The organism is Enterobacter sp. 296B2 (genome assembly GCF_034106185.1).
GTDB classification, from domain to species: domain Bacteria; phylum Pseudomonadota; class Gammaproteobacteria; order Enterobacterales; family Enterobacteriaceae; genus Enterobacter; species Enterobacter cloacae_N.
On record NZ_JAWNCA010000008.1, the window covers coordinates 139,464 to 158,962 of the forward strand.

The 19,499-nt window shown below is 55.3% G+C and carries 16 protein-coding genes; 5 read left to right on the forward strand and 11 right to left on the reverse strand.

What is annotated here, in order from left to right; all coding sequences use genetic code 11:
- Window positions 1-66: 66 nt before the first annotated feature.
- The gene (locus URZ40_RS08610) at window positions 67-627 is read right to left on the reverse strand and encodes a VOC family protein (protein ID WP_316379504.1); all 561 of its coding nucleotides are present in this window, start codon (window positions 625-627) and stop codon (window positions 67-69) included.
- A gap of 239 nt (window positions 628-866) precedes the next feature.
- Here URZ40_RS08610 and argS point away from each other — a divergent pair, with 239 nt between their 5' ends.
- Window positions 867-2,600, forward strand: coding sequence for an arginine--tRNA ligase (gene argS, locus URZ40_RS08615; protein WP_116339071.1), 1,734 nt, complete (start codon window positions 867-869; stop codon window positions 2,598-2,600).
- A 35-nt stretch (window positions 2,601-2,635) separates the two neighbouring features.
- Here the strand turns inward: argS and URZ40_RS08620 are convergent, their stop codons facing one another.
- From URZ40_RS08620 to flhB, 5 genes are all read right to left on the reverse strand, one after another.
- Window positions 2,636-3,775: a glycoside hydrolase family 105 protein gene (locus URZ40_RS08620; protein WP_320720334.1), complete on the reverse strand. Its 1,140-nt coding sequence runs from the start codon at window positions 3,773-3,775 to the stop codon at window positions 2,636-2,638.
- Window positions 3,776-3,779: 4 nt separating this feature from the next.
- The gene (locus tag URZ40_RS08625) at window positions 3,780-5,363 is read right to left on the reverse strand and encodes an MFS transporter (RefSeq protein WP_320720336.1); all 1,584 of its coding nucleotides are present in this window, start codon (window positions 5,361-5,363) and stop codon (window positions 3,780-3,782) included.
- Window positions 5,364-5,625: 262 nt separating this feature from the next.
- A complete protein-coding gene (locus URZ40_RS08630; protein ID WP_320720337.1) occupies window positions 5,626-6,018 on the reverse strand; it encodes a flagellar protein FlhE in 393 nt (130 codons plus the stop codon).
- Window positions 6,018-8,096 (reverse strand): flagellar biosynthesis protein FlhA, encoded by a 2,079-nt coding sequence (gene flhA / locus URZ40_RS08635; RefSeq protein ID WP_316379501.1) that lies wholly within the window; start codon window positions 8,094-8,096, stop codon window positions 6,018-6,020. The genes URZ40_RS08630 and flhA overlap by 1 nt, the downstream gene beginning before the upstream one ends.
- A complete protein-coding gene (gene flhB, locus URZ40_RS08640) occupies window positions 8,089-9,237 on the reverse strand; it encodes a flagellar biosynthesis protein FlhB (RefSeq protein ID WP_041909432.1) in 1,149 nt (382 codons plus the stop codon). Before flhB ends, flhA begins: the two co-directional genes overlap by 8 nt.
- Window positions 9,238-9,739: 502 nt before the next feature.
- On the opposite strand from flhB, the gene URZ40_RS08645 reads away from it, so the two are divergent.
- The 4 genes from URZ40_RS08645 (at window position 9,740) to URZ40_RS08660 (ending at window position 14,853) form a co-directional block, all read left to right on the forward strand.
- Window positions 9,740-10,315, forward strand: coding sequence for a fimbrial protein (locus URZ40_RS08645; RefSeq protein ID WP_233003076.1), 576 nt, complete (start codon window positions 9,740-9,742; stop codon window positions 10,313-10,315).
- 127 nt (window positions 10,316-10,442) lie between these two features.
- Window positions 10,443-11,135 carry a molecular chaperone gene (locus tag URZ40_RS08650; RefSeq protein ID WP_233003077.1) on the forward strand — a complete coding sequence of 231 codons (693 nt, stop codon included), beginning with the start codon at window positions 10,443-10,445 and terminating at the stop codon, window positions 11,133-11,135.
- A gap of 9 nt (window positions 11,136-11,144) precedes the next feature.
- Window positions 11,145-13,700, forward strand: coding sequence for a fimbria/pilus outer membrane usher protein (locus tag URZ40_RS08655; RefSeq protein WP_320720338.1), 2,556 nt, complete (start codon window positions 11,145-11,147; stop codon window positions 13,698-13,700).
- Complete coding sequence (locus URZ40_RS08660; RefSeq protein WP_320720340.1) at window positions 13,690-14,853, forward strand: fimbrial protein; 1,164 nt, start codon at window positions 13,690-13,692, stop codon at window positions 14,851-14,853. Before URZ40_RS08655 ends, URZ40_RS08660 begins: the two co-directional genes overlap by 11 nt.
- 46 nt (window positions 14,854-14,899) lie before the next feature.
- Here URZ40_RS08660 and cheZ read toward each other — a convergent pair whose 3' ends face one another.
- Genes cheZ through tap form a run of 5 tightly spaced genes read right to left on the reverse strand, consistent with a single transcriptional unit; the run spans window position 14,900 to window position 19,495 of the window.
- The gene (gene cheZ, locus URZ40_RS08665; RefSeq protein WP_047345948.1) at window positions 14,900-15,544 is read right to left on the reverse strand and encodes a protein phosphatase CheZ; all 645 of its coding nucleotides are present in this window, start codon (window positions 15,542-15,544) and stop codon (window positions 14,900-14,902) included.
- Between the two features lie 10 nt (window positions 15,545-15,554).
- Window positions 15,555-15,944 (reverse strand): chemotaxis response regulator CheY, encoded by a 390-nt coding sequence (cheY, locus tag URZ40_RS08670; protein ID WP_008500431.1) that lies wholly within the window; start codon window positions 15,942-15,944, stop codon window positions 15,555-15,557.
- A 17-nt stretch (window positions 15,945-15,961) separates the two neighbouring features.
- Window positions 15,962-17,011, reverse strand: coding sequence for a chemotaxis response regulator protein-glutamate methylesterase (locus tag URZ40_RS08675; protein WP_014884341.1), 1,050 nt, complete (start codon window positions 17,009-17,011; stop codon window positions 15,962-15,964).
- Entirely contained in the window at window positions 17,008-17,874 is an 867-nt protein-coding gene (gene cheR, locus URZ40_RS08680; RefSeq protein ID WP_163329858.1) for a protein-glutamate O-methyltransferase CheR, read from the reverse strand. The genes URZ40_RS08675 and cheR overlap by 4 nt, the downstream gene beginning before the upstream one ends.
- A 19-nt stretch (window positions 17,875-17,893) precedes the next feature.
- Window positions 17,894-19,495 (reverse strand): methyl-accepting chemotaxis protein IV, encoded by a 1,602-nt coding sequence (gene tap, locus URZ40_RS08685; protein ID WP_316379495.1) that lies wholly within the window; start codon window positions 19,493-19,495, stop codon window positions 17,894-17,896.
- Between the last annotated feature and the right edge of the window lie 4 nt (window positions 19,496-19,499).

Below are 19,499 nucleotides of genomic sequence, written 5' to 3' on the forward strand. Positions count from 1 at the left end.
TAAATCAGCTTAACACGCCATCATGGCACGCCTCTCGTTTCGGGTCTCAGCGGCGAATCACAACTCTCAGGCTTCGCTGGCAACGATCTGCTCAATGGTCCATGGATGAAATTTCACGGTCACCTGCCCGTCCGTCACGGCCAGCGTCGGGTTAGGAAGACGCTCGTGCTCGCCTTTCGGTGAGCTCGTCTTCACAAAAATCCCCGGCTTGCTTAACCCGTCGTCTGACAGCAGGGCAAGGGCGCGCGCGTTCAACGTTTCCGGCTCACCCGGCAGGACGATTTCGATATGCTCCCAGCCTTCGTGCGGATAGCGTTTTTCACCCGGCCACGGCAGTTCAACCACGGTGAACTGCCAGTGCGCCACGTTCACCGGTTCATGCAGTTTAAACAGACAAATTGGGCGTCCATTGATGATGTTCTCAGAGAGCAACTCGCCGCACTGTTCAAACCCGCGGCGCCAGCGTTCAGCCGTCGCATTCTGGTGACAGCGCAAAGAGATGTGATCTGCCTCAAGCGGCGCGATATCCAGACCAAGACGGGTGGCAAGTTCTGTGAACGCCTTTGTGAAGCGCGGTAAATCTGCGGAAATATCATGCAGTTCGTCAATGGATTGCCAGTTTGCCATAAGTCAGTCTCTTTTCATGTCGCAAAGCCGCTAATTTACTCTGTTGCCCTGTTTTGACCAACCGCAGAATCCGGCTTTTTGCGACTGCATGATTATGCACACCTTCACCGCCTGGATTCTGAGCAATCTTCAGGCCCCGCAATGCTGACGCCAGAAGGCATTTGCAGTATACTCCCGCCCTAAATTCTTTAACTGGCGCGGGCGGTTGTAAGCCCGCATCAAAAACGTAAGGTATCCAGGTGAATATTCAGGCTCTTCTCTCCGAAAAAGTCAGTCAGGCACTGATTGCCGCAGGCGCGCCTGCGGATTGCGAACCGCAGGTTCGTCAGTCAGCAAAAGTACAGTTTGGCGACTATCAGGCTAATGGCGTGATGGCAGTGGCTAAAAAACTGGGCATGCCGCCGCGACAGCTCGCTGAGCAGGTACTGACGCATCTGGATCTCTCCGGCATTGCCAGCAAAACCGAAATTGCCGGTCCGGGCTTTATCAATATTTTCCTTGAGCCTGCATTCCTGGCGAGCCACGTTGACGCGGCGCTGAAGTCTGACCGTCTGGGCGTTTCCCAGCCGGAAGCGCAGACCGTGGTTGTCGACTATTCTGCCCCGAACGTGGCGAAAGAGATGCACGTAGGTCACCTGCGCTCCACCATCATCGGTGACGCCGCGGTGCGCACGCTCGAATTCCTCGGTCACAAGGTGATCCGCGCGAACCACGTGGGCGACTGGGGCACCCAGTTCGGCATGCTGATTGCTTACCTGGAGAAACAGCAGCAGGAAAACGCGGGTGAAATGGCGCTGGCGGACCTGGAAGGATTCTATCGCGAAGCCAAAAAGCACTACGACGAAGACGAAGCCTTCGCCGAGCGCGCACGCAGCTACGTGGTGAAGCTGCAGGGCGGCGATCGATACTTCCTTGAAATGTGGCGCAAGCTGGTTGACATCACCATGTCCCAGAACCAGCTGACCTACAACCGTCTGAATGTGACGCTGACTCGCGACGACGTGATGGGTGAAAGCCTCTACAACCCGATGCTGCCCGGCATCGTGGCGGATCTGAAAGCCAAAAACCTCGCGGTGGAGAGCGAAGGCGCAACGGTTGTGTTCCTTGATGAGTACAAAAACAAGGAAGGTGAACCGATGGGCGTGATCATCCAGAAAAAGGATGGCGGCTATCTCTACACCACCACCGATATCGCCTGCGCGAAATACCGCTACGAAACCCTTCACGCTGACCGCGTGCTGTACTACATCGACTCCCGCCAGCACCAGCACCTGATGCAGGCGTGGACTATCGTGCGTAAAGCCGGTTACGTACCTGACTGCGTTCCGCTGGAACATCACATGTTCGGCATGATGCTGGGTAAAGACGGCAAGCCGTTCAAAACCCGCGCGGGCGGTACCGTGAAGCTTTCCGATCTGCTGGACGAAGCGCTGGAGCGCGCACGTCGCCTGGTGGCCGAGAAGAACCCGGACATGCCTGCTGATGAACTGGAAAAACTGGCTAACGCCGTGGGTATCGGCGCGGTGAAATACGCGGATCTTTCCAAGAACCGCACCACCGACTATATCTTCGACTGGGACAACATGCTGGCGTTTGAAGGCAACACGGCGCCGTACATGCAGTATGCCTATACCCGCGTGCTCTCCGTGTTCCGAAAGGCGAACATTGATGAAAGCGTGCTGGCGAATACGACAGTAACCATTACGGAAGATCGTGAAGCGCAGCTGGCGGCGCGTCTGCTGCAGTTCGAAGAGACGCTGACGGTTGTCGCGCGTGACGGCACGCCGCACGTAATGTGTGCATACCTGTACGATCTGGCGGGTCTGTTCTCCGGCTTCTACGAGCACTGCCCTATTCTGTCTGCGGAAAATGAATCGGTACGCAACAGCCGCCTGAAGCTGGCGCAGCTGACGGCGAAGACCCTGAAGCTGGGTCTGGATACCCTGGGTATCGAAACCGTAGAACGTATGTAATACAAAAAACCCGGCAGACGCCGGGTTTTTTATTATCAGAAATACTTCCGCAGATACTCCGTCAAACAGAGTATCGCCATCGCCTGTCCGTACGGCATCGACGTCAGCGGGATCTGGCGATAGAACTCAAGATCGCTGCCCATGCCCGTGCCGAACGAGGTTTGCAGCAGCTCGCCTTCCGGCGAAATATTTTTGACGATACCGCCAATCGCTTTTTCTGCCACTTCGGCATACTCCGCGCCAACGTAGCGCTTGCGCACGGCTTTCAGAATGCCGTAGGCAAACCCTGCCGTGGCGGACGCCTCAAGATAAGAATGTGGATCGTCGAGCAGCGTATGCCACAGCCCGCTGTCGTCCTGACATTTCGCCAGCGCGGAAATCTGCGCATTCAATACCTGCACCAGGTAGCGGCGCACGGCGCTGTTTTCCTGCAGATCCACCAGCTCGAGGAAGTCCGGGATCACGATGGTGAGCCAGCTGTTGCCGCGCGCCCAGCGGGCACGGGCAAAGTTATGATTACCGTCGTAGCTCCAGCCGTGAAACCACAGCCCGGTCTCCCGGTCCATCAGGTTCTGCACGTGCAGCAGGAACTGATACACCGCCTCTTCAACGTACTCCGGTTTGTTGAGCAGCTTGCCGATTTTTGCCAGCGGCAGCACCGTCATCATCAGCGTGTCATCCCACATCTGCTGGTGGTTCTCTTCTGCCAGGGTGATGTGCTGCATTCCACCGTAATCGGTGCGCGGCATCTCGGCTATCGCCCACTCCGCCCAGCTTTCCAGCCACGGCAGCCAGGCCGGTTTTTTGGTCTCTTCGTAGCGATAGGCCAGCGTCAGGAATGGCGACATGGTATTGACGTTTTTGGTGGTGGCGCCTTCCGCAAAGCGGTCTATAAACCAGCTGTCGATAATATTGCGCATCTCTTCGTCGCCGGTCTGGCAGTAGTACTGCCAGATGCCATACAAACCGACGCCGTGCGTCCACTCCCATCCGGCCCAGCCTTTGGTGTCGATGACGCGTCCGTCGTCCAGCCGCAGCAAAAACTCACCCGTTTTGTCGTGGATATTGACCAGGTTATACGTCACCTTTTGAATCAGCGATTTCAGCTCATCCCTGGCTATAAAACGTTCAGGCTGACGCAATAACGGGCTATGTTTGACAGGCCAAACTTTCATTATCTTAACCTCCGTTGTATGTCGAATTGAGTACCGCACGATCCTTCAGCGAAGGTGCCGCTGGCTTGTTGCGATTCAGATAACCGATGTTGTTATTGCCCCAGAGTGACTCATAAGGCATACCGGCCAGCATCTCGACGGTAGCGCGGGCGTGTGGCGTCGCTGACTCCGGCATTGCATGACCACACTCGCGCATTTTCGCGGTCTCCTCGCGCAGCGTGCTGTGGGTCTGCAAGTTAAGCTTGAAGCGCAGGGAGACAAGAAAACCGCAGAACAGCACCAGGACGGTGCCCACGCTCAGGATCGTCAAAATGGTGTGGCTCACTTCCGCAGGCTGGACTTTTTGACCGCTGACAAAGCCGGACATCTGCATCACAATGCCTACCAGCATCACCGCACCGGCCTGAGACGCCTTGCGGGTCAGGGTCATGATGCCGGCGAAAATCCCTTCGCGGCGCTGGCCGGTGATTACTTCATCCACGTCAGCAATGTAGGTGTAGGTATTCCATGGCACGTAGTTGATACCGCCGCGGCCCAGCCCAGCCACCGCAGAGATCAGCAACAGCAGAGCGTAGACGTCGCTCAGGCCCGCATAATAGAGCATGGCGTAAGAGAGAGACGCCAGGCCAAACAGCACCACGACCATGCGGTAGGACGGAGCAGGTCCGAAGCGAATACACAGCGGGATCATCCCGATCACGGCGAGGAACTGGAAGATAGCCATCGTGCCCAGCAGATTGGACGCCATTGAGGCTTCCTGCATCAGCACAAACACCACGTAGTAAGTGAATACCGCATTAAACACGTCCTGCGCGATATAGCCGCCGAGGTACATGCCCAGATGCTGACGGAAAATCTTGATGCGCAGCGTGGAGCTTAACTCAACGATCAGGCGATTGAGACTCTGCCCCAGCGTCAGCTTCTTCTTCTCTTCTTCAGCACGCAGCGCCGCTTCAGACCACTCCTCACGCGGGCGCTCCCAGGTAAAGAACCAGACAAAGGTCAGCATCAGCGCGCACAGCACGGAGAAGACCAGGCTTGCGTAGAAGAAGGAAACGGCGTTGTCTTTCCCGAATTGCGTGAGCAGGATCCCCGGCAGGAAGGAGGCCAGAATGGCGGACATCTGCGCCATAGAGATACGCGCCCCGGAGAACTTGGTTTTCTGTTTAAAGTCATCGGTCATTTCCGGTACCAGCGTCTCGTAAGGCACCAGAATCATGGTGTAGACAATATCAAACACCAGATAGGTGAGCAGGTAGTACCAGAAATTCATGTCCCCCACCCACATCAACGAGTAGCTGAACACGCATGGAATACCCAGCAGGATAAAGAACTTACGGCGACCAAAGTGCTTCCCAAGCCAGGTTGTACCGAAGTTATCCGTCAAAAAGCCCATTAACGGACTGACAACAGCATCCAGCACCCTCGCAGCGGCAAAGATGAAGGTTGCCTCAATCGGTGTGAGTCCACAGAAGGTGGTATAAAAATACAAAAGCCAGGCCGCCGTCAGGGCGGTAGTACCTGCCCCAAGAAAATCGCCTGCTCCGTAGGCAAGATAATTTGCGAGTCCAATTTTACGTGTTTTCATTGCCGTCAACCCTAATCAAATTTGGGAGACTCCCTGCAGGTAAGGCTCATCGGGGAGTTTTTACACGGCTACAGTAAATGCAACGACGTCCTGATACCTTTCTGTTTCTGCCATCACGAGCAGGGTGAATGGCAAAAATGCAAAGGGTCGCGTCACGCGTGTCACTAATTTATAAAACAGCGTTTCTGTTGCATCAAAAGAGGAGGTCAATTTTGCGAGACAGCCATCAGAATTGACTGATGGCTGGTGAAAAGGCAGGCAGCTAGCGGTAGTTGACGATGACAGAATTACTCTGCACCTTCAGCGCCGGGATCAAACGTCCCCCGCCCGGCACTTCCCAGATAAAACGCAAGGGTTCAATGGCCGGCACGCCGTTGAATGCCTGGGTTGTGCCATTTTCTCCGTCGATCTCCGCACAGCGAGTCTGAGAACAGAGACGCACCCGAAGCCCGGCAGGGGTTGGGCCAATCAGCCGGTAGTTCCAGACCACCATCCCCATCTGACCAGAAACCGTTTCAGAAGGCGACAGCGGGTTAGAGGACATGGCGACCCCCCGGTTGCTGAGGGTCACGCCCATGCTGCTTGCCTGCCAGGAGCCTTCCCCGGCAGCCTGAACCGCCAGCGGGAAGAACAAAATCCATAACCATTTACCCATTATTTTCCTCCAATCGTCGCCGTCATACGAATATGGCGGTTATCCGACAGCTCCATATTCGACAGCACAACCAGCTGGTTCAGGCTGCGACGCAGGAAGCGCGACAGTAGCGGACGCAGCGCGTGGTTGACCAGCAGCACCGGCGGCGCCCCCAGCATCTCCTGACGCGCCAGCGCTTCCTGGGTCTGCTCCAGCAGGCGATCCGCCAGCCCAGGCTCCAGGCCGCCTCCGCCCTGCAGGGCCTGCAGCAGAAGGCGCTCAAGCGGCGTATCGAGGCCAATAACCTGGACTTCGCCGGTTCCCGGGAACCACTGTTGGGTGATCGCGCGCCCCAGCGCCACGCGCACCACCGCCGTCAGCTCGTGCGGATCGCTTTGCAGCGGCGCATGCTCAGCAAGGGTTTCCAGAATGGTACGCATATCGCGGATCGGCACTTTTTCCTCAAGCAGGTTCTGCAGCACCTTGTGCAGCGTGGTTAACGTCAGCACGCCCGGCACGAGGTCTTCTGTCAGCTTCGGCATCTCCTGCGTCACACGGTCGAGAAGCTGCTGCGCTTCCTGACGGCCAAACAGTTCAGCCGAGAATTGGCCAATCAGATGATTAAGATGGGTTGCCACCACGGTACTGGCTTCAACAACCGTATATCCCTGAATTTGCGCCTGCTCTTTCAGCGCGCTTTCAATCCAGATTGCCGCCAGGCCAAAGGCCGGATCGACGGTTTGCTCGCCCGGGAGCGTGCCTGCTGCGGTGCCGGGGTTAATGGCCAGCCAGCGGCCCGGGTAGGCATCACCGCTGCCAATTTCGACCCCTTTCATCAGAATGCGGTAGCGCGCGGGCGGCAGGTCCATGTTGTCCTTGATGTGAACCACCGGCGGCAGAAAGCCCATGTCCTGGGCGAATTTTTTACGGATACTCCGGATGCGGCCAAGCAGCTCGCCATCCTGCTGGAAATCCACCATCGGGATCAGACGATACCCCACTTCCATTCCCAGGGAATCTTCCAGCTGAACGTCGTTCCAGGTCGCCTCTACAGCCTGGGTGTTCTCCGGCATTTTCACCGGTACCGGTTCCGCAGCCGGCCTGGCCTCGCGGCCACGCATCCACCAGGCCAGGCCCAGCAGCCCCGCCGTAAACAGCAGGAATACGAGGTTTGGCATCCCCGGCACCAGGCCGAGCAGTCCCAGCACCGCAGCCGCCAGCAGCATCACGCGCGGGTTACTGAAGAGCTGGCCAACCATCTGCTCGCCAACGTCCTGGTCGGTACTGACGCGCGTCACGATAACACCCGCCGCAGTGGAGATGACCAGCGCCGGGATCTGTGCAACAAGACCGTCACCAATGGTCAGCAGCGTATAGCTTTCCGCCGCGTGGCCCATGTCCATCCCGTGCTGCAATACCCCCACCAGCAGGCCGCCGACCACGTTAATCACCATGATCAGGATGCCCGCGATGGCATCACCGCGAACAAACTTACTCGCACCGTCCATGGAGCCGTAGAAGTCCGCTTCTTGCGTCACTTCCGCGCGGCGCTTTTTCGCTTCATCTTCGGCAATAAGCCCGGCGTTCAGGTCGGCGTCGATAGCCATCTGCTTGCCCGGCATCCCGTCCAGCACAAAACGCGCGCCTACTTCCGCGATACGCCCCGCGCCTTTGGTGATAACCATAAAGTTAATGATAACGAGGATAACGAACACCACGATACCGATAGCGAAGTTCCCGCCCACCAGGAAGTGGCCGAAGGCTTCGACCACCTTCCCTGCCGCTGCCGCGCCGGTGTGGCCTTCCATAAGGATGATACGCGTGGAGGCCACGTTCAGCGCTAGCCGCAGCAAGGTGGTAAACAGCAGAATGGTCGGGAACGCGGCGAACTCCAGGGTGCGCTGGGTGAACATCGCCACCAGCAGCACCATAATGGACAGCGCAATATTGAAGGTAAAAAGCAGATCGAGGATGAATGCCGGGAGCGGCAGTACCATCATCGACAGAATCAACAGGATGAGGATCGGCCCGGCAAGGATCTGCCATTGAGTCGATTTCAGGTTGCCGGGCAGGCGCAACATTGCCACCAGATTAGCCATCAGTGTCCTTCTCGTTCATAAAATCCAGCGCGGCAGGCACCGGAAGGTTCTCAGGTTTGACAGGCCGTTGACCGCCGGCCAGACGCCAGCGCTTCAACTGCCATACCCAGGCCAACACTTCCGCCACCGCGGCGTAGAGCTGTCCAGGGATCTGTTGTCCGATATCCGCGTGGCGGTAGAGGGCTCGCGCCAGCGGAGGCGCTTCCAGGATCGGCACGCGGTTTTCGGTGCCAATTTCCCGGATGCGCAACGCAATCAGCCCCGCCCCTTTCGCCACCACTTTCGGCGCGCTCATTTTGTTTTCGTCATAGCGCAGCGCCACGGAATAGTGTGTCGGGTTGGTAACGATGACGTCCGCCTTCGGCACATCTTCCATCATGCGGCGACGGGCGGCGGCACGCTGCATCTGGCGGATGCGCCCCTTCACGTGCGGGTCACCTTCCATCTGCTTATATTCGTCGCGGATGTCCTGACGTGACATCCGCAGTTTCTTGAAGTGGGAATAAAGCTGGAAGATCACGTCAAAACCCACCATCGGAATAATGCTGAGCACCACCAGCAGCGCGCAAAGCCCGACCAGATTCAGCGCGTTGCTCATCGCTGTGAGGGGCGACTCGCTGATAAGGCGCATCATTTCGGGCCAGTGGTACCAGAGAAAAAATCCCGCGGAACTGCCCATCAGCACCGATTTGAGAATAGCCTTGAGCAGCTCGGCCCCGGTCTGCGCCGAGAACATTTTCGCAATGCCCGGCAGCGGGTTGAGTTTCGAAAATTTGGGTTGCAGCGATTTTCCGCTAAAGACCAGGCCGCCCAGCATCACCGGCGAGACCAGCGCCACCAGCACTACGCCGGTAATCAGAGGCAGCAGCGCAACCATGGCCCCTTTTATCAGCTGAATAATCTGGCTGAGGATCAGATTCGGGTCGTTGACCATGCTGTGGTCAAAACGTAAGCCGGTGGAGAGCATCCCCGCCAGCTTGCGGGCGAGCGACTCCCCACCCCACCAGATAATGCACACCCCGACGATAAGGATCAGCAGGGAGGTCAATTCTCGGGATCGGGGTATCTGCCCTTCCTCACGCGCCTTTTCTAGTCGGTGGGGTGTGGGAGCTTCCGTTTTGTCGTCGTTCTCTTCTGCCACAGTACATGCTCAGCCCATTACGTCACGGGTATCATGCCACGGTGGCGCATCGTCAATGGGCTGATAAAACCCTATAAGCGGGCCTTTTTACACACTTTAAGAAGAGCCTGTACAGGAGAAGGCTGGAAAAATGGTTTAAATAATGCTCAGGTGGGTTTTGACAGCCAATCATCATCGATGAATAATTATTAAAAATGCATTTAGTAAAATTTAAGTACATACTCACCTGCTGAGCATTTGGTAAATACATCATCAAAATACGCTTATTTTTTCGCTCACTTGATTTCTTAAATGATAAAAATATGTAAATTAGATAACCGCAGCGTATCAAACATTAAATTCAATCAATTCAAATGTCATTTTTAATAGTTTACAATATACAATATTATTCTTGCCCATCGCTTACCTAATGAAAATTACCCGCTATACTTTTGCTCGGCGTTAATCGAGAAATATATCAAGTTGCATGCCAATTTGTTTTCAACTTCAGGAGTTTTTGTAGATGGATTTCAAAAGAAACATTTTTGCGGGCGTGACGCTTGCTGTCATTTCAATGGGCAGTTTCGCTGCCGAAATGAATGCAGGGACGATCCACTTCACGGGTGAAATTATTGAACCTAGCTGCACGATTCAAGGGGACAGCGGCACAGACAGTACGATTCCACTTGGCACCTATCCGGTCTCACTTTTTACAGAAGTCGGAAAGGAAACCACGCTCACTCCGTTCTCTATTATTTTGGCCAACTGTCCATTAAAAAGCGACGGATTGCCAGCGGTTCAACTGACCTTTAACGGTCCAACAACCTTGACGAAGACGAATACTCTGCTTGATGTAAGCAAAATTACCTCAACAGGTGACACCGCCGCGACAGGTATTGGCGTTGCCGTCAGTCCTGTAGGGAGCGATGCTCAGTTGATCACCATGGATGGTTCTGAAGAACAGGTCTACATTGAACTGCCCACGAAATCTTCTGATACCATCAAGGCAGACTTTAACGCCCGCTATAAATCATTCGCGGCAACGGTAACCGCCGGTCCAGCCGATGCTGATATGACGGTGAATATTTTATATCGCTAATAAACCATCGCCTAATATTCAGCTAATAAATATATTTACGCCATGACATTAAAGGAGTCATGCTCAGATAATAGTCCGCATTCGGACTATTATCGTTCTTTCAACCTGCTTTATTGAGGGGTTTTCCATGCGCACATCAATAAAACTCTTATTATGCATTCCCGTTATTGCAAGCACTTTTTGTCACGCCACGGGGGTACAAATCGGCCGTACTCGCATAATTTACGATGCCGCAAAAAAGGAAGTAGCCCTGCCCTTACTAAATAGTGAAAAAGAACTCCCCTGGTTAATTCAATCCTGGACGGATACTGGGGATGGAAAAACACGGGGCCCCTTTATCGTGACGCCACCTCTCTTTCGTCTCGATCCGCAAAAAGAGCAAAGTCTGCGAATAACCTGGAGCGGTCGCCCGCTGCCTGTCGATAAAGAGACATTGTTCTACCTTAATGTGCGAACCGTACCCGCCACGCCTGGAGATGAAGAGGGTAAGAATGTTCTGCGCCTGATTTATAAAACGCGCCTGAAACTCTTCTGGCGCCCTGTTGGACTTAGCGGCTCGCCATCAGAGTCATGCAAAAACCTGCGCTTCGTTCGCCATGACCAGCAGCTTACCGTCATCAACGATGGGGCATTTTACAGTATTTTTGATTCTCTCTCGCTGGGTGCAAAGAAGATAGAAAAAGCCGATATGGTAGGACCTAAATCCAGCGTCGCCATCCCGATACCTGCCAATATACAAGGAGCGAATGTCAGTTGGCGCTGCATCACCGATTACGGCAATGCTTCCGAAAAATACACCTCCAACCTGGCGCAGGATTAAACAAGCACAATGATTACAGGACGTAATTTTTTGTCCGGTCAGCGGATCTTTCAGCTAAACCCACTCCTCCGCTACCTTGGCGGCATTCTGATTATCACGAGCTGCTCAACGGATGCCCGGGAGTATCACTTTTCCGCCTCTTCGCTGGAAGGGGATATGTTGACGCAACAGGATATCGATCTCTCACTCTTTTCGAAATCGAATGCCCAGTTGCCCGGTACCTATCCCTCAAGAGTGATGATGAACGAACGTAGGCTTACCGACGCGGATATCGCTTACGTCAGCTCACCTGAAGGCGCGCTGGTGCCACAGCTGACGCCGAATATGCTCCGCGGTTGGGGGATTAATATCGATCGCTATCCAGAGTTGATTAAGCTCCCGGCCGACGAGACACTGCCAAACTCTCTGGGCAACTATATCCCGCTGGCATCAGCACAACTTGATTTCTCAACAATGACGCTAAAGCTGAGCATTCCGCAGGCGGCGATAAAAGGAAATGGTCGTGATTATGTCGATCCTTCACGTTGGGACGACGGTGTGCCGGTTTTGTTCAGCGATTACTCTTTTTCAGGATCACAAAATAAAGACAGCAGCGACAACAGCAGCACAAACCAGTATCTGAATTTAAGAACCGGGGCGAATCTTGGCGGATGGCGCGTGCGCAACTACTCAACGTGGAGCAAATCGGATGACGATCGCCACTGGGATACCATTAACACGTTCCTTCAGCACGACATTGATATACTAAAAGCGCAGTTCACAGCGGGCGAGAGCAGTACCCGCGGTGAAGTGTTCGATAGCCTCCAGTACCGGGGGGTAAACCTGGCCACGGACGAAGAGATGCTTCCCTATAGCCAGCGCGGCTATGCCCCGGTGATTCGCGGTATCGCCAGCTCAAATGCCGAGGTCTCCGTACGTCAGAACGGCTACCTCATTTATCAACAGAACGTTGCACCCGGCGCGTTTGAGATTAACGACCTCTACTCCACCACCAACAGCGGCGATCTGGAGGTGACGATAAAAGAGGCTGATGGAACCGAGCATCACTTTACCCAGCCCTACTCCAGCATCGCAGTCATGCAACGCCCGGAACACCTGAAGTATGAATTTACGGCAGGACGTTACCGTTCAGACAGTGGAACCAATCAAAAGGAACCCGACTTTCTTCAGGGAAGTATGGTATACGGCATAAACAATCTGCTTACCTGGTTCGGCGGGCTGACGCTTTCGAAAGACTATAACGCTGCCAACACGGGTGTAGGCGTGGCGCTCGGGCCCTTGGGTGCGCTGTCTGCAGATGTCACCGTGGCGGATGCGCAACTTGACGACGGTAGCGAGCATACCGGTCAGTCATGGCGTGTGCTCTATTCCGGTAAAATTGACTCTACCGATACCAACTTCACCCTCGGCAGCTATCGCTACTCCAGCCGTGGATATTACAGTTTTGCCGATGCTAATCAGAAGCTTGACGGTCACGAAGACGACTTGATGTTTAACTACAACAAGCGCAACCGTATTCAGGCCAGCATCAGCCAGAACATTTCCGCCTTAAGCGTGTACCTGAACGGTTATCAACAGGATTATTGGGGAACCTCCAAAAAAGAACGCAGCGTATCGCTAGGCGTCAACACCGTTCTCTCTGGAGTGAGCTATCACATGGCTTACACCTACAGTAAAACGAACGGCGAGGACTCCGACCGTATGGTCTCCTTCGGCTTTAGCATACCGCTCTCTCGGTGGCTGCCCCGCGCCTGGAGCAGCTATAACATCAGCAATACTAAAAACGGCTATACACGACAAAATATTGGCGTCAACGGGACGTTGCTGGATGACGAGAGGTTGAACTATTCACTGCAGCAAAGCCATTCAAATCACGATGGAGAAGACACAAGCAGTGTATATGGCACCTACCGTTCACGATACGCCAACCTGAACGCTGGATATTACGCCTCCTCTGACAGTTCTGAGCAGCTCAACTACGGCATCAGCGGGGGTATTGTTGCGCACCCGCACGGCGTGACGCTGGCGCAACCACTGGGTAGCCAGTTTGCCATTGTTAATGCCAACGACGCCGCCGGTGTTCGTTTCCAGAACCAGCGAGGTATCCAGACAGACTGGCTGGGGAATGCCGTTATTCCGTCCTTGACTCCCTATCAGGAAAACTACATTCGTATCGACACGGCCAGCCTGCCTGAAAACGTGGACAGTAGCGACACGGCTGCCACCGTGATCCCTTCACGTAACGCGGCTGTCGCAGCAAACTTCGATGCGCACGTAGGCTACAGGATGCTGGTAACACTGACGCGTCCAAATGGCCAGCGCGTACCTTTTGGTGCCATTGTCACCAGCACGCTCCCCCCAATGAGCGGCATCGCTGACGATACCGGTACCGTATACCTTACTGGTATCGGCGAGACAACGCAGCTTACGGTGAAATGGGGCAACGGTCAGGAGCAACAGTGCGTCTCCAGCATTTCGCCACAGACCGATCGACGCACTGAAACGCCTAACGGAATTCGCTCGCTTAGCGTGCTATGTCAGCAGGAATCATCACATGCTAAATAATATAAAGAAACTAGCCACTACGGCTTCACTGGCAACTGCAATGAGCCTGACATTTACGGATTCATGTCTGGCCGTTACGGTACTCAAAAATTGTTTCGGCGCACCACAAACCTACACGATCTCATACGATCATGAATTCACATCGACAGAGAACGTTGCAAATCATGATTACGATGTCCCCGGCCATCTGGTTGGGGCGGGTTCCGAGATGGATGCAAACTGTACGTGTCCAGGTAATGTGTTTTCGTCGAGTGTCATCTACGAAAAAAGCTACGCTGGCAGCCCACTCAGTCCGGGTACGAATGGATATGGCCATCTGACCGATAAAATTGATGCGGATATCACCGGCTATGCTGACGCGATCAATTCCCCGGACGGTAACTCTTTAACTGCAATCCCCATCAATGAGTACCCTACCTCGAGGGGGAATATGTTCTACGTTCTGGAATCGAGTCTATCGAAAACAGAAGGCGAGAGCACAGTCTGCAGCAGTGAGACTCAACCTTCAGGCGCTGCAACAGTAAAGCGTAAATTCCGTTGGAATGTTGTTGCAGTCATGCTGCGCGTCAAAAAGCCGATTCTTGGCGAGGAAATTATCCCGCAGACGCTTATCGCGCAGAACTACGCCTGCCTCTATATTGGCACCGGCGGAAGCTGCGACGCGGCTGAGGCAGAGCAGGTGTCAGATATCTGGTTCGGCGGCACCCTCTCCGCACCGTTAAGCTGTACAATCAACGCGGGCAGCACAATTGAGGTAGAGTTTGGCAGCATTGTCAGCAAGCAATTCACCAGCAAAGGGCAACCCCCGCAGGGATATACCCTTAAAGATGTAGATATTTCCTATCACTGCGACGATAACGCGGTTGGCAACAACGATCGGATAAAGCTCATGCTGTCTGCCGATCAGGGTGTGGCGGATAGCAGCACGCCATACATTGCTAAGTTACTGGAAAGAAACGATCTGGGTATTCGAGTGTATGATGAAAATAGCCAGAATGTCGCGCTGGATGGAACCTACGAATTTCCTGTCACCATGGACGAGCAGGGAAATGGGGTTGTCAAAATTAAGGCAGTGCCGGTAAGCACAACAGACACCACCCCCTCACCGGGTAGCTTTGAAGGTAACGTGACGGTGAAAATGGATCTGCGTTAAAAATATCCCTCAGATTGAGCAAACAACCTGAGGGTAAAGGCCGCAATCAGAAGCCGAGGCTGTCCAGCAGGTCGTCCACCTGGTCCTGGCTTGCCACCACGCCCGCCTTGCTGGCGTCGAGCTGTGGACCATTGAGCAGGCTTTCGTTCTCGCGTTTTGGACGGGCTGCCGGTTCCGGGATGTTCTCCAGCAGAACCATCAGCAGCTGACGCTCAATCTCCTGGATCACATCCATCATGCGCTTGATCACCTGACCGGTCAGGTCCTGGAAATCCTGCGCCATCATGATGTCCAGCAGCTGAGCGTTGGTAAAGCTGGTGTGGCCCGGCACATCACCCAGGTACTGACGGGTATCCGTCACCAGCTCGCGGGCATCCGCCAGCTCGATAGGGTTCTCAAACCACTCGTCCCAGCGTTTGCTCAGCGCTTTTGCGCCCTTTTCCATCGCATCCTGATGCGGCTGCGACGCTTCAACGCTGTTCAGCGCACGCTCAGCCGCCTGAGCGGTCATCTGCACAACGTAGTCCAGACGATCGCGGGCGTCCGGAATCGCTTCCGCCGCTTCGGCAATGGCCTGATCCAGCCCCAGTTCACGCAGGCTGTCACGCAGCATGCGCGTCAGGCTGCCGATGCGCACGATGATGTCGCTCGGCGAGTGTTCTTCAACGGGTTTCATTGCAGGTTGCATCATCACCAACACCTCACATGCCGAGTTTCTCGAAGATCTTACCGAGCTTCTCTTCCAGGGTCGCCGCGGTGAATGGCTTCACCACGTAGCCGCTTGCGCCCGCCTGTGCTGCAGCAATGATGTTCTCTTTTTTCGCTTCTGCAGTGACCATCAGCACCGGCATAGACGCCATTCCCGCGTCTGCACGAATCGTTTTCAGCAACTCCAGACCGTCCATGTTTGGCATGTTCCAGTCGGAGATGACAAAACCAAACCCGCCGGCCTGCAGTTTGTTCAGCGCATCAACGCCGTCTTCCGCCTCTTCAACGTTGTTGAAGCCCAGCTCTTTCAGCAGGTTGCGCACGATGCGACGCATGGTGGAAAAGTCATCCACAACCAAAAACTTAAGCTCTTTATCCGCCATAAAATAATACTCCTGAGTCAAATACGTATTGCCTGTCCGGCACTGATTTTCGCCAGCATCTGCTGGCTTACCTGGCTAAGATCGACCACTTCGCTCACGCCACCCATATTGATGGCCTCGCGCGGCATGCCGAACACCACACAACTTGCTTCATTCTGCGCAATCGTCCAGGCGCCAGCCTGGTGCATTGCAAGCATTCCGGCGGCACCGTCGTTGCCCATCCCCGTCAGGATCACCCCGACGGCGTTGCGCCCCGCATGTTTCGCCACCGAATGAAACAGCACATCCACCGACGGACGGTGCCGGTTGACCGGCGGTCCGTCATGAATTTTGATTTGATAGTTAGCGCCGCTGCGCGCCAGCTCCATATGCTTGTCGCCCGGGGCGATATACGCATGTCCCGGCAGTACGCGCTCGCCATCTTCCGCCTCTTTCACGCTGATCTGGCACAGCTTGTTCAGGCGTTCGGCGAACGAGCGGGTAAAGCCTGGCGGCATATGCTGAGTAATCAGAATACCCGGACTTGAAAGCGGCAATGGCTGGAGTACATGGCGAATTGCCTCTGTTCCTCCGGTTGACGCTCCAATAACCAGCAGTTTTTCCGAGCTGAGTAACGGACCGGCCTTGAGGGTTGCCGGCGCGGCCATCGGCTTGTGGGCCGCGAGCTTCGCGCGCGATGCGGTGCGAATTTTCTCCGCAATCATCTCGCTGTACGCCAGCATCCCCTCGCGAATGCCGAGCTGCGGTTTGGTGACAAAATCCACCGCCCCTAGCTCCAGCGCGCGCAAGGTGATCTCCGATCCTTTCCCGGTCAGGGAGGAGACCATCACCACCGGCATGGGCCGCAGCCGCATCAATTTTTCCAGGAAATCTATGCCATCCATGCGCGGCATCTCGACATCCAGCGTTAGCACGTCGGGGTTATATTTTTTAATTAAATCCCGCGCTACCAGCGGATCTGGCGCTGTGGCCACCATCTCCATGTCGCTGTGGCTATTGATTATTTCAGTCATGATCTGGCGCATCAGCGCTGAATCATCGACGGACAATACCCTGATTTTACTCATGCTTTTTCCTTACTCAGCGCATATACCGTTTGCCCACGCAGGCTAAACTCACGCGCGAGGTTGCTGAAGTTTTCCGAGTGCCCGGCAAACAGTAAACCGTCAGGCTTGAGCAACGGAACAAACCGACGCAGAATGTCCTGTTGCGTCGTTTTATCAAAATAGATCATGACGTTACGGCAAAAAATGGCGTCGAAAGGCCCCGGCACGTTGTACTGCTTATCGAGCAGGTTAACGGGCGCGAATTCGACGAGGTTCGCCAGCTCCTGGCGTACGCGAACCAGGCCTTCATGCGGCCCCGTACCGCGCATGAAGTAACGCTGCAGCTGCTGCGGTGACAGTGTTTTCAGCTCGTCCTGGCGATAAACGCCGTTGCGCGCCTTCTCCAGCACCTCGGTGTCGATATCGCTGGCGTAGACCTTCCAGCGCCCGGGCGCCATCCCCAGGGTATCGGCCAAGGTAATCGCCAGCGAATACGGCTCTTCACCCGTCGAGGCGGCCGCACTCCAGACGCGATACTCCCCGGTGCGACGGCGCGCGTGCTCGGCCAGGACCGGGAAGTGGTGAGCTTCGCGGAAAAAAGCCGTCAGGTTGGTGGTTAATGAGTTAATAAAAGCCTGCCACTCTGCGCTGTTTTGGTTGGCCTCAAGCATGCTCAGATAGCGGCCAAAATCATCCAGCCCCAGCGTACGCAAGCGCCGCACCAGTCGGTTGTAGACCATGTCCCGCTTATGATCCGCAAGCACGATCCCCGCACGCTGGTAGATTAACTGACATATCCGACGAAAATGCGCGTCGGACAGCGCGAGGCGCTGTGTCATCTGCAACAATAATGACGTTTGCCCAGGGGGCATTGGTGATGTCATAGCGCCTTCTTAATTACATTCAGGATACAACTGGCACGGCCTGCGACCGCCCGACTTCTGTTACTGCTTCAACGTGCTCTTTCACATTAAATACCGCGACCAGACCGGTCAGACGATCCGCCTGGCTGGCCAGCTGATCGGTTGCCGCTGCCGCTTCCTCAACTAACGAGGCGTTCTGTTGCGTTACCCGATCCATCTGGCTGACGGCCTGGGCAACCTGCTCAATCCCGCGACGCTGTTCATCCGACGCGGAGGCAATTTCGCCCATGATGTCGTTCACCCGCGTCACGGAGGTGACGATCTCGTGCATGGTTTGCGCCGCCGTATCCACAAGGGTTGAGCCCTGCTGAACGCGCGAGACCGACTCTTCGATCAGCACCTTAATCTCTTTCGCCGCGTTGGCGCTGCGGCTCGCCAGGTTACGCACTTCCCCGGCTACCACCGCAAACCCACGTCCCTGCTCGCCGGCGCGCGCCGCTTCAACGGCAGCGTTCAGCGCCAGAATGTTGGTCTGGAACGCGATACCGTCAATCACGCTGATGATGTCGCCAATCTTCTGCGAGCTGGTGGCAATCTCCTGCATGGTGCTGGCGACATGGGACGCCTGGTCGCCGCCTTTCTTCGCCGTCATCGCCGCCTGTTTTGACAGATCAGACGCCTGACGCGCGTTATCGGCGTTCTGGCTAACCGTTGCTGTCAGCTGCTCCATGCTGGCCGCCGTCTGCGCCAGCGAGGCCGCCTGCTGCTCGGTGCGGGACGAGAGATCGTTATTGCCTGCCGCAATCTCTGAGATCCCGGTGTGCATGGCATAACTGCCCTGACGCACGTCGGATACCGTTTCCCGCAGAGCGCCCTGCATCGCCTTCAGGCTGGCAAAGATCGCCGATATTTCGTTTTTGCCGAACACCGCCACCGGACGCGCCAGGTCCCCCTTCGCAATACTGTCGAAGTGGCTGCTGACGATCGCCAGCGGCTGCACAATCATTCTGCGCACCCAGAGCAGCGCCCCGCCGGTCAGCAGCCCCGCCAGGATCACGACGACGGCAAAGATGACGCCGGACATGTGATAGCTGATACGGCTCGCTTCACCTGCACGCTGAACAGACTGGTTAATATCCTGCTGCCACGCGTTAAAGCTGCCGTCAAACGCGGCCTGAGACGCCTGAACCGGTGCGGTCATAAAGTCCGAAAGCTGGTTGTTCTCAAGCCATGTCGCCTGGTGGTCCAGATCGCTGAACCACTGCTCAAAGTTCTTTTTCATGGCTGCCTTCAGCGCTTTCTCTTTCTCGCTGTCGGCCGCCTGCGCCGTGAAGGCCTTAAATTGTGCGTCTGCCTGCTTCAGGCTGTCGCGCGCCGTTGCCATCAGCGCTTTAATGTCATCCGGCGGATAGCTGAGCGCGGTTAAGGTTCCTGCCTTGTTCAGCGCAGTGCTTGCCTGCAACAGCACGGCACGCGTTTGTGCCAGTGCGGAGCGCTGCTGATTACTCGCCTCAACGTCCTGCAAATTCTGATAGCCATCGCGAAACGCCCAAAAAGACAACCCGTTACTGCCAACCTGCAACACACCGCAAAGGATCAGAATCAAAAACAGTGTGGTCGAGATACGAATACGATTTAACATCCAC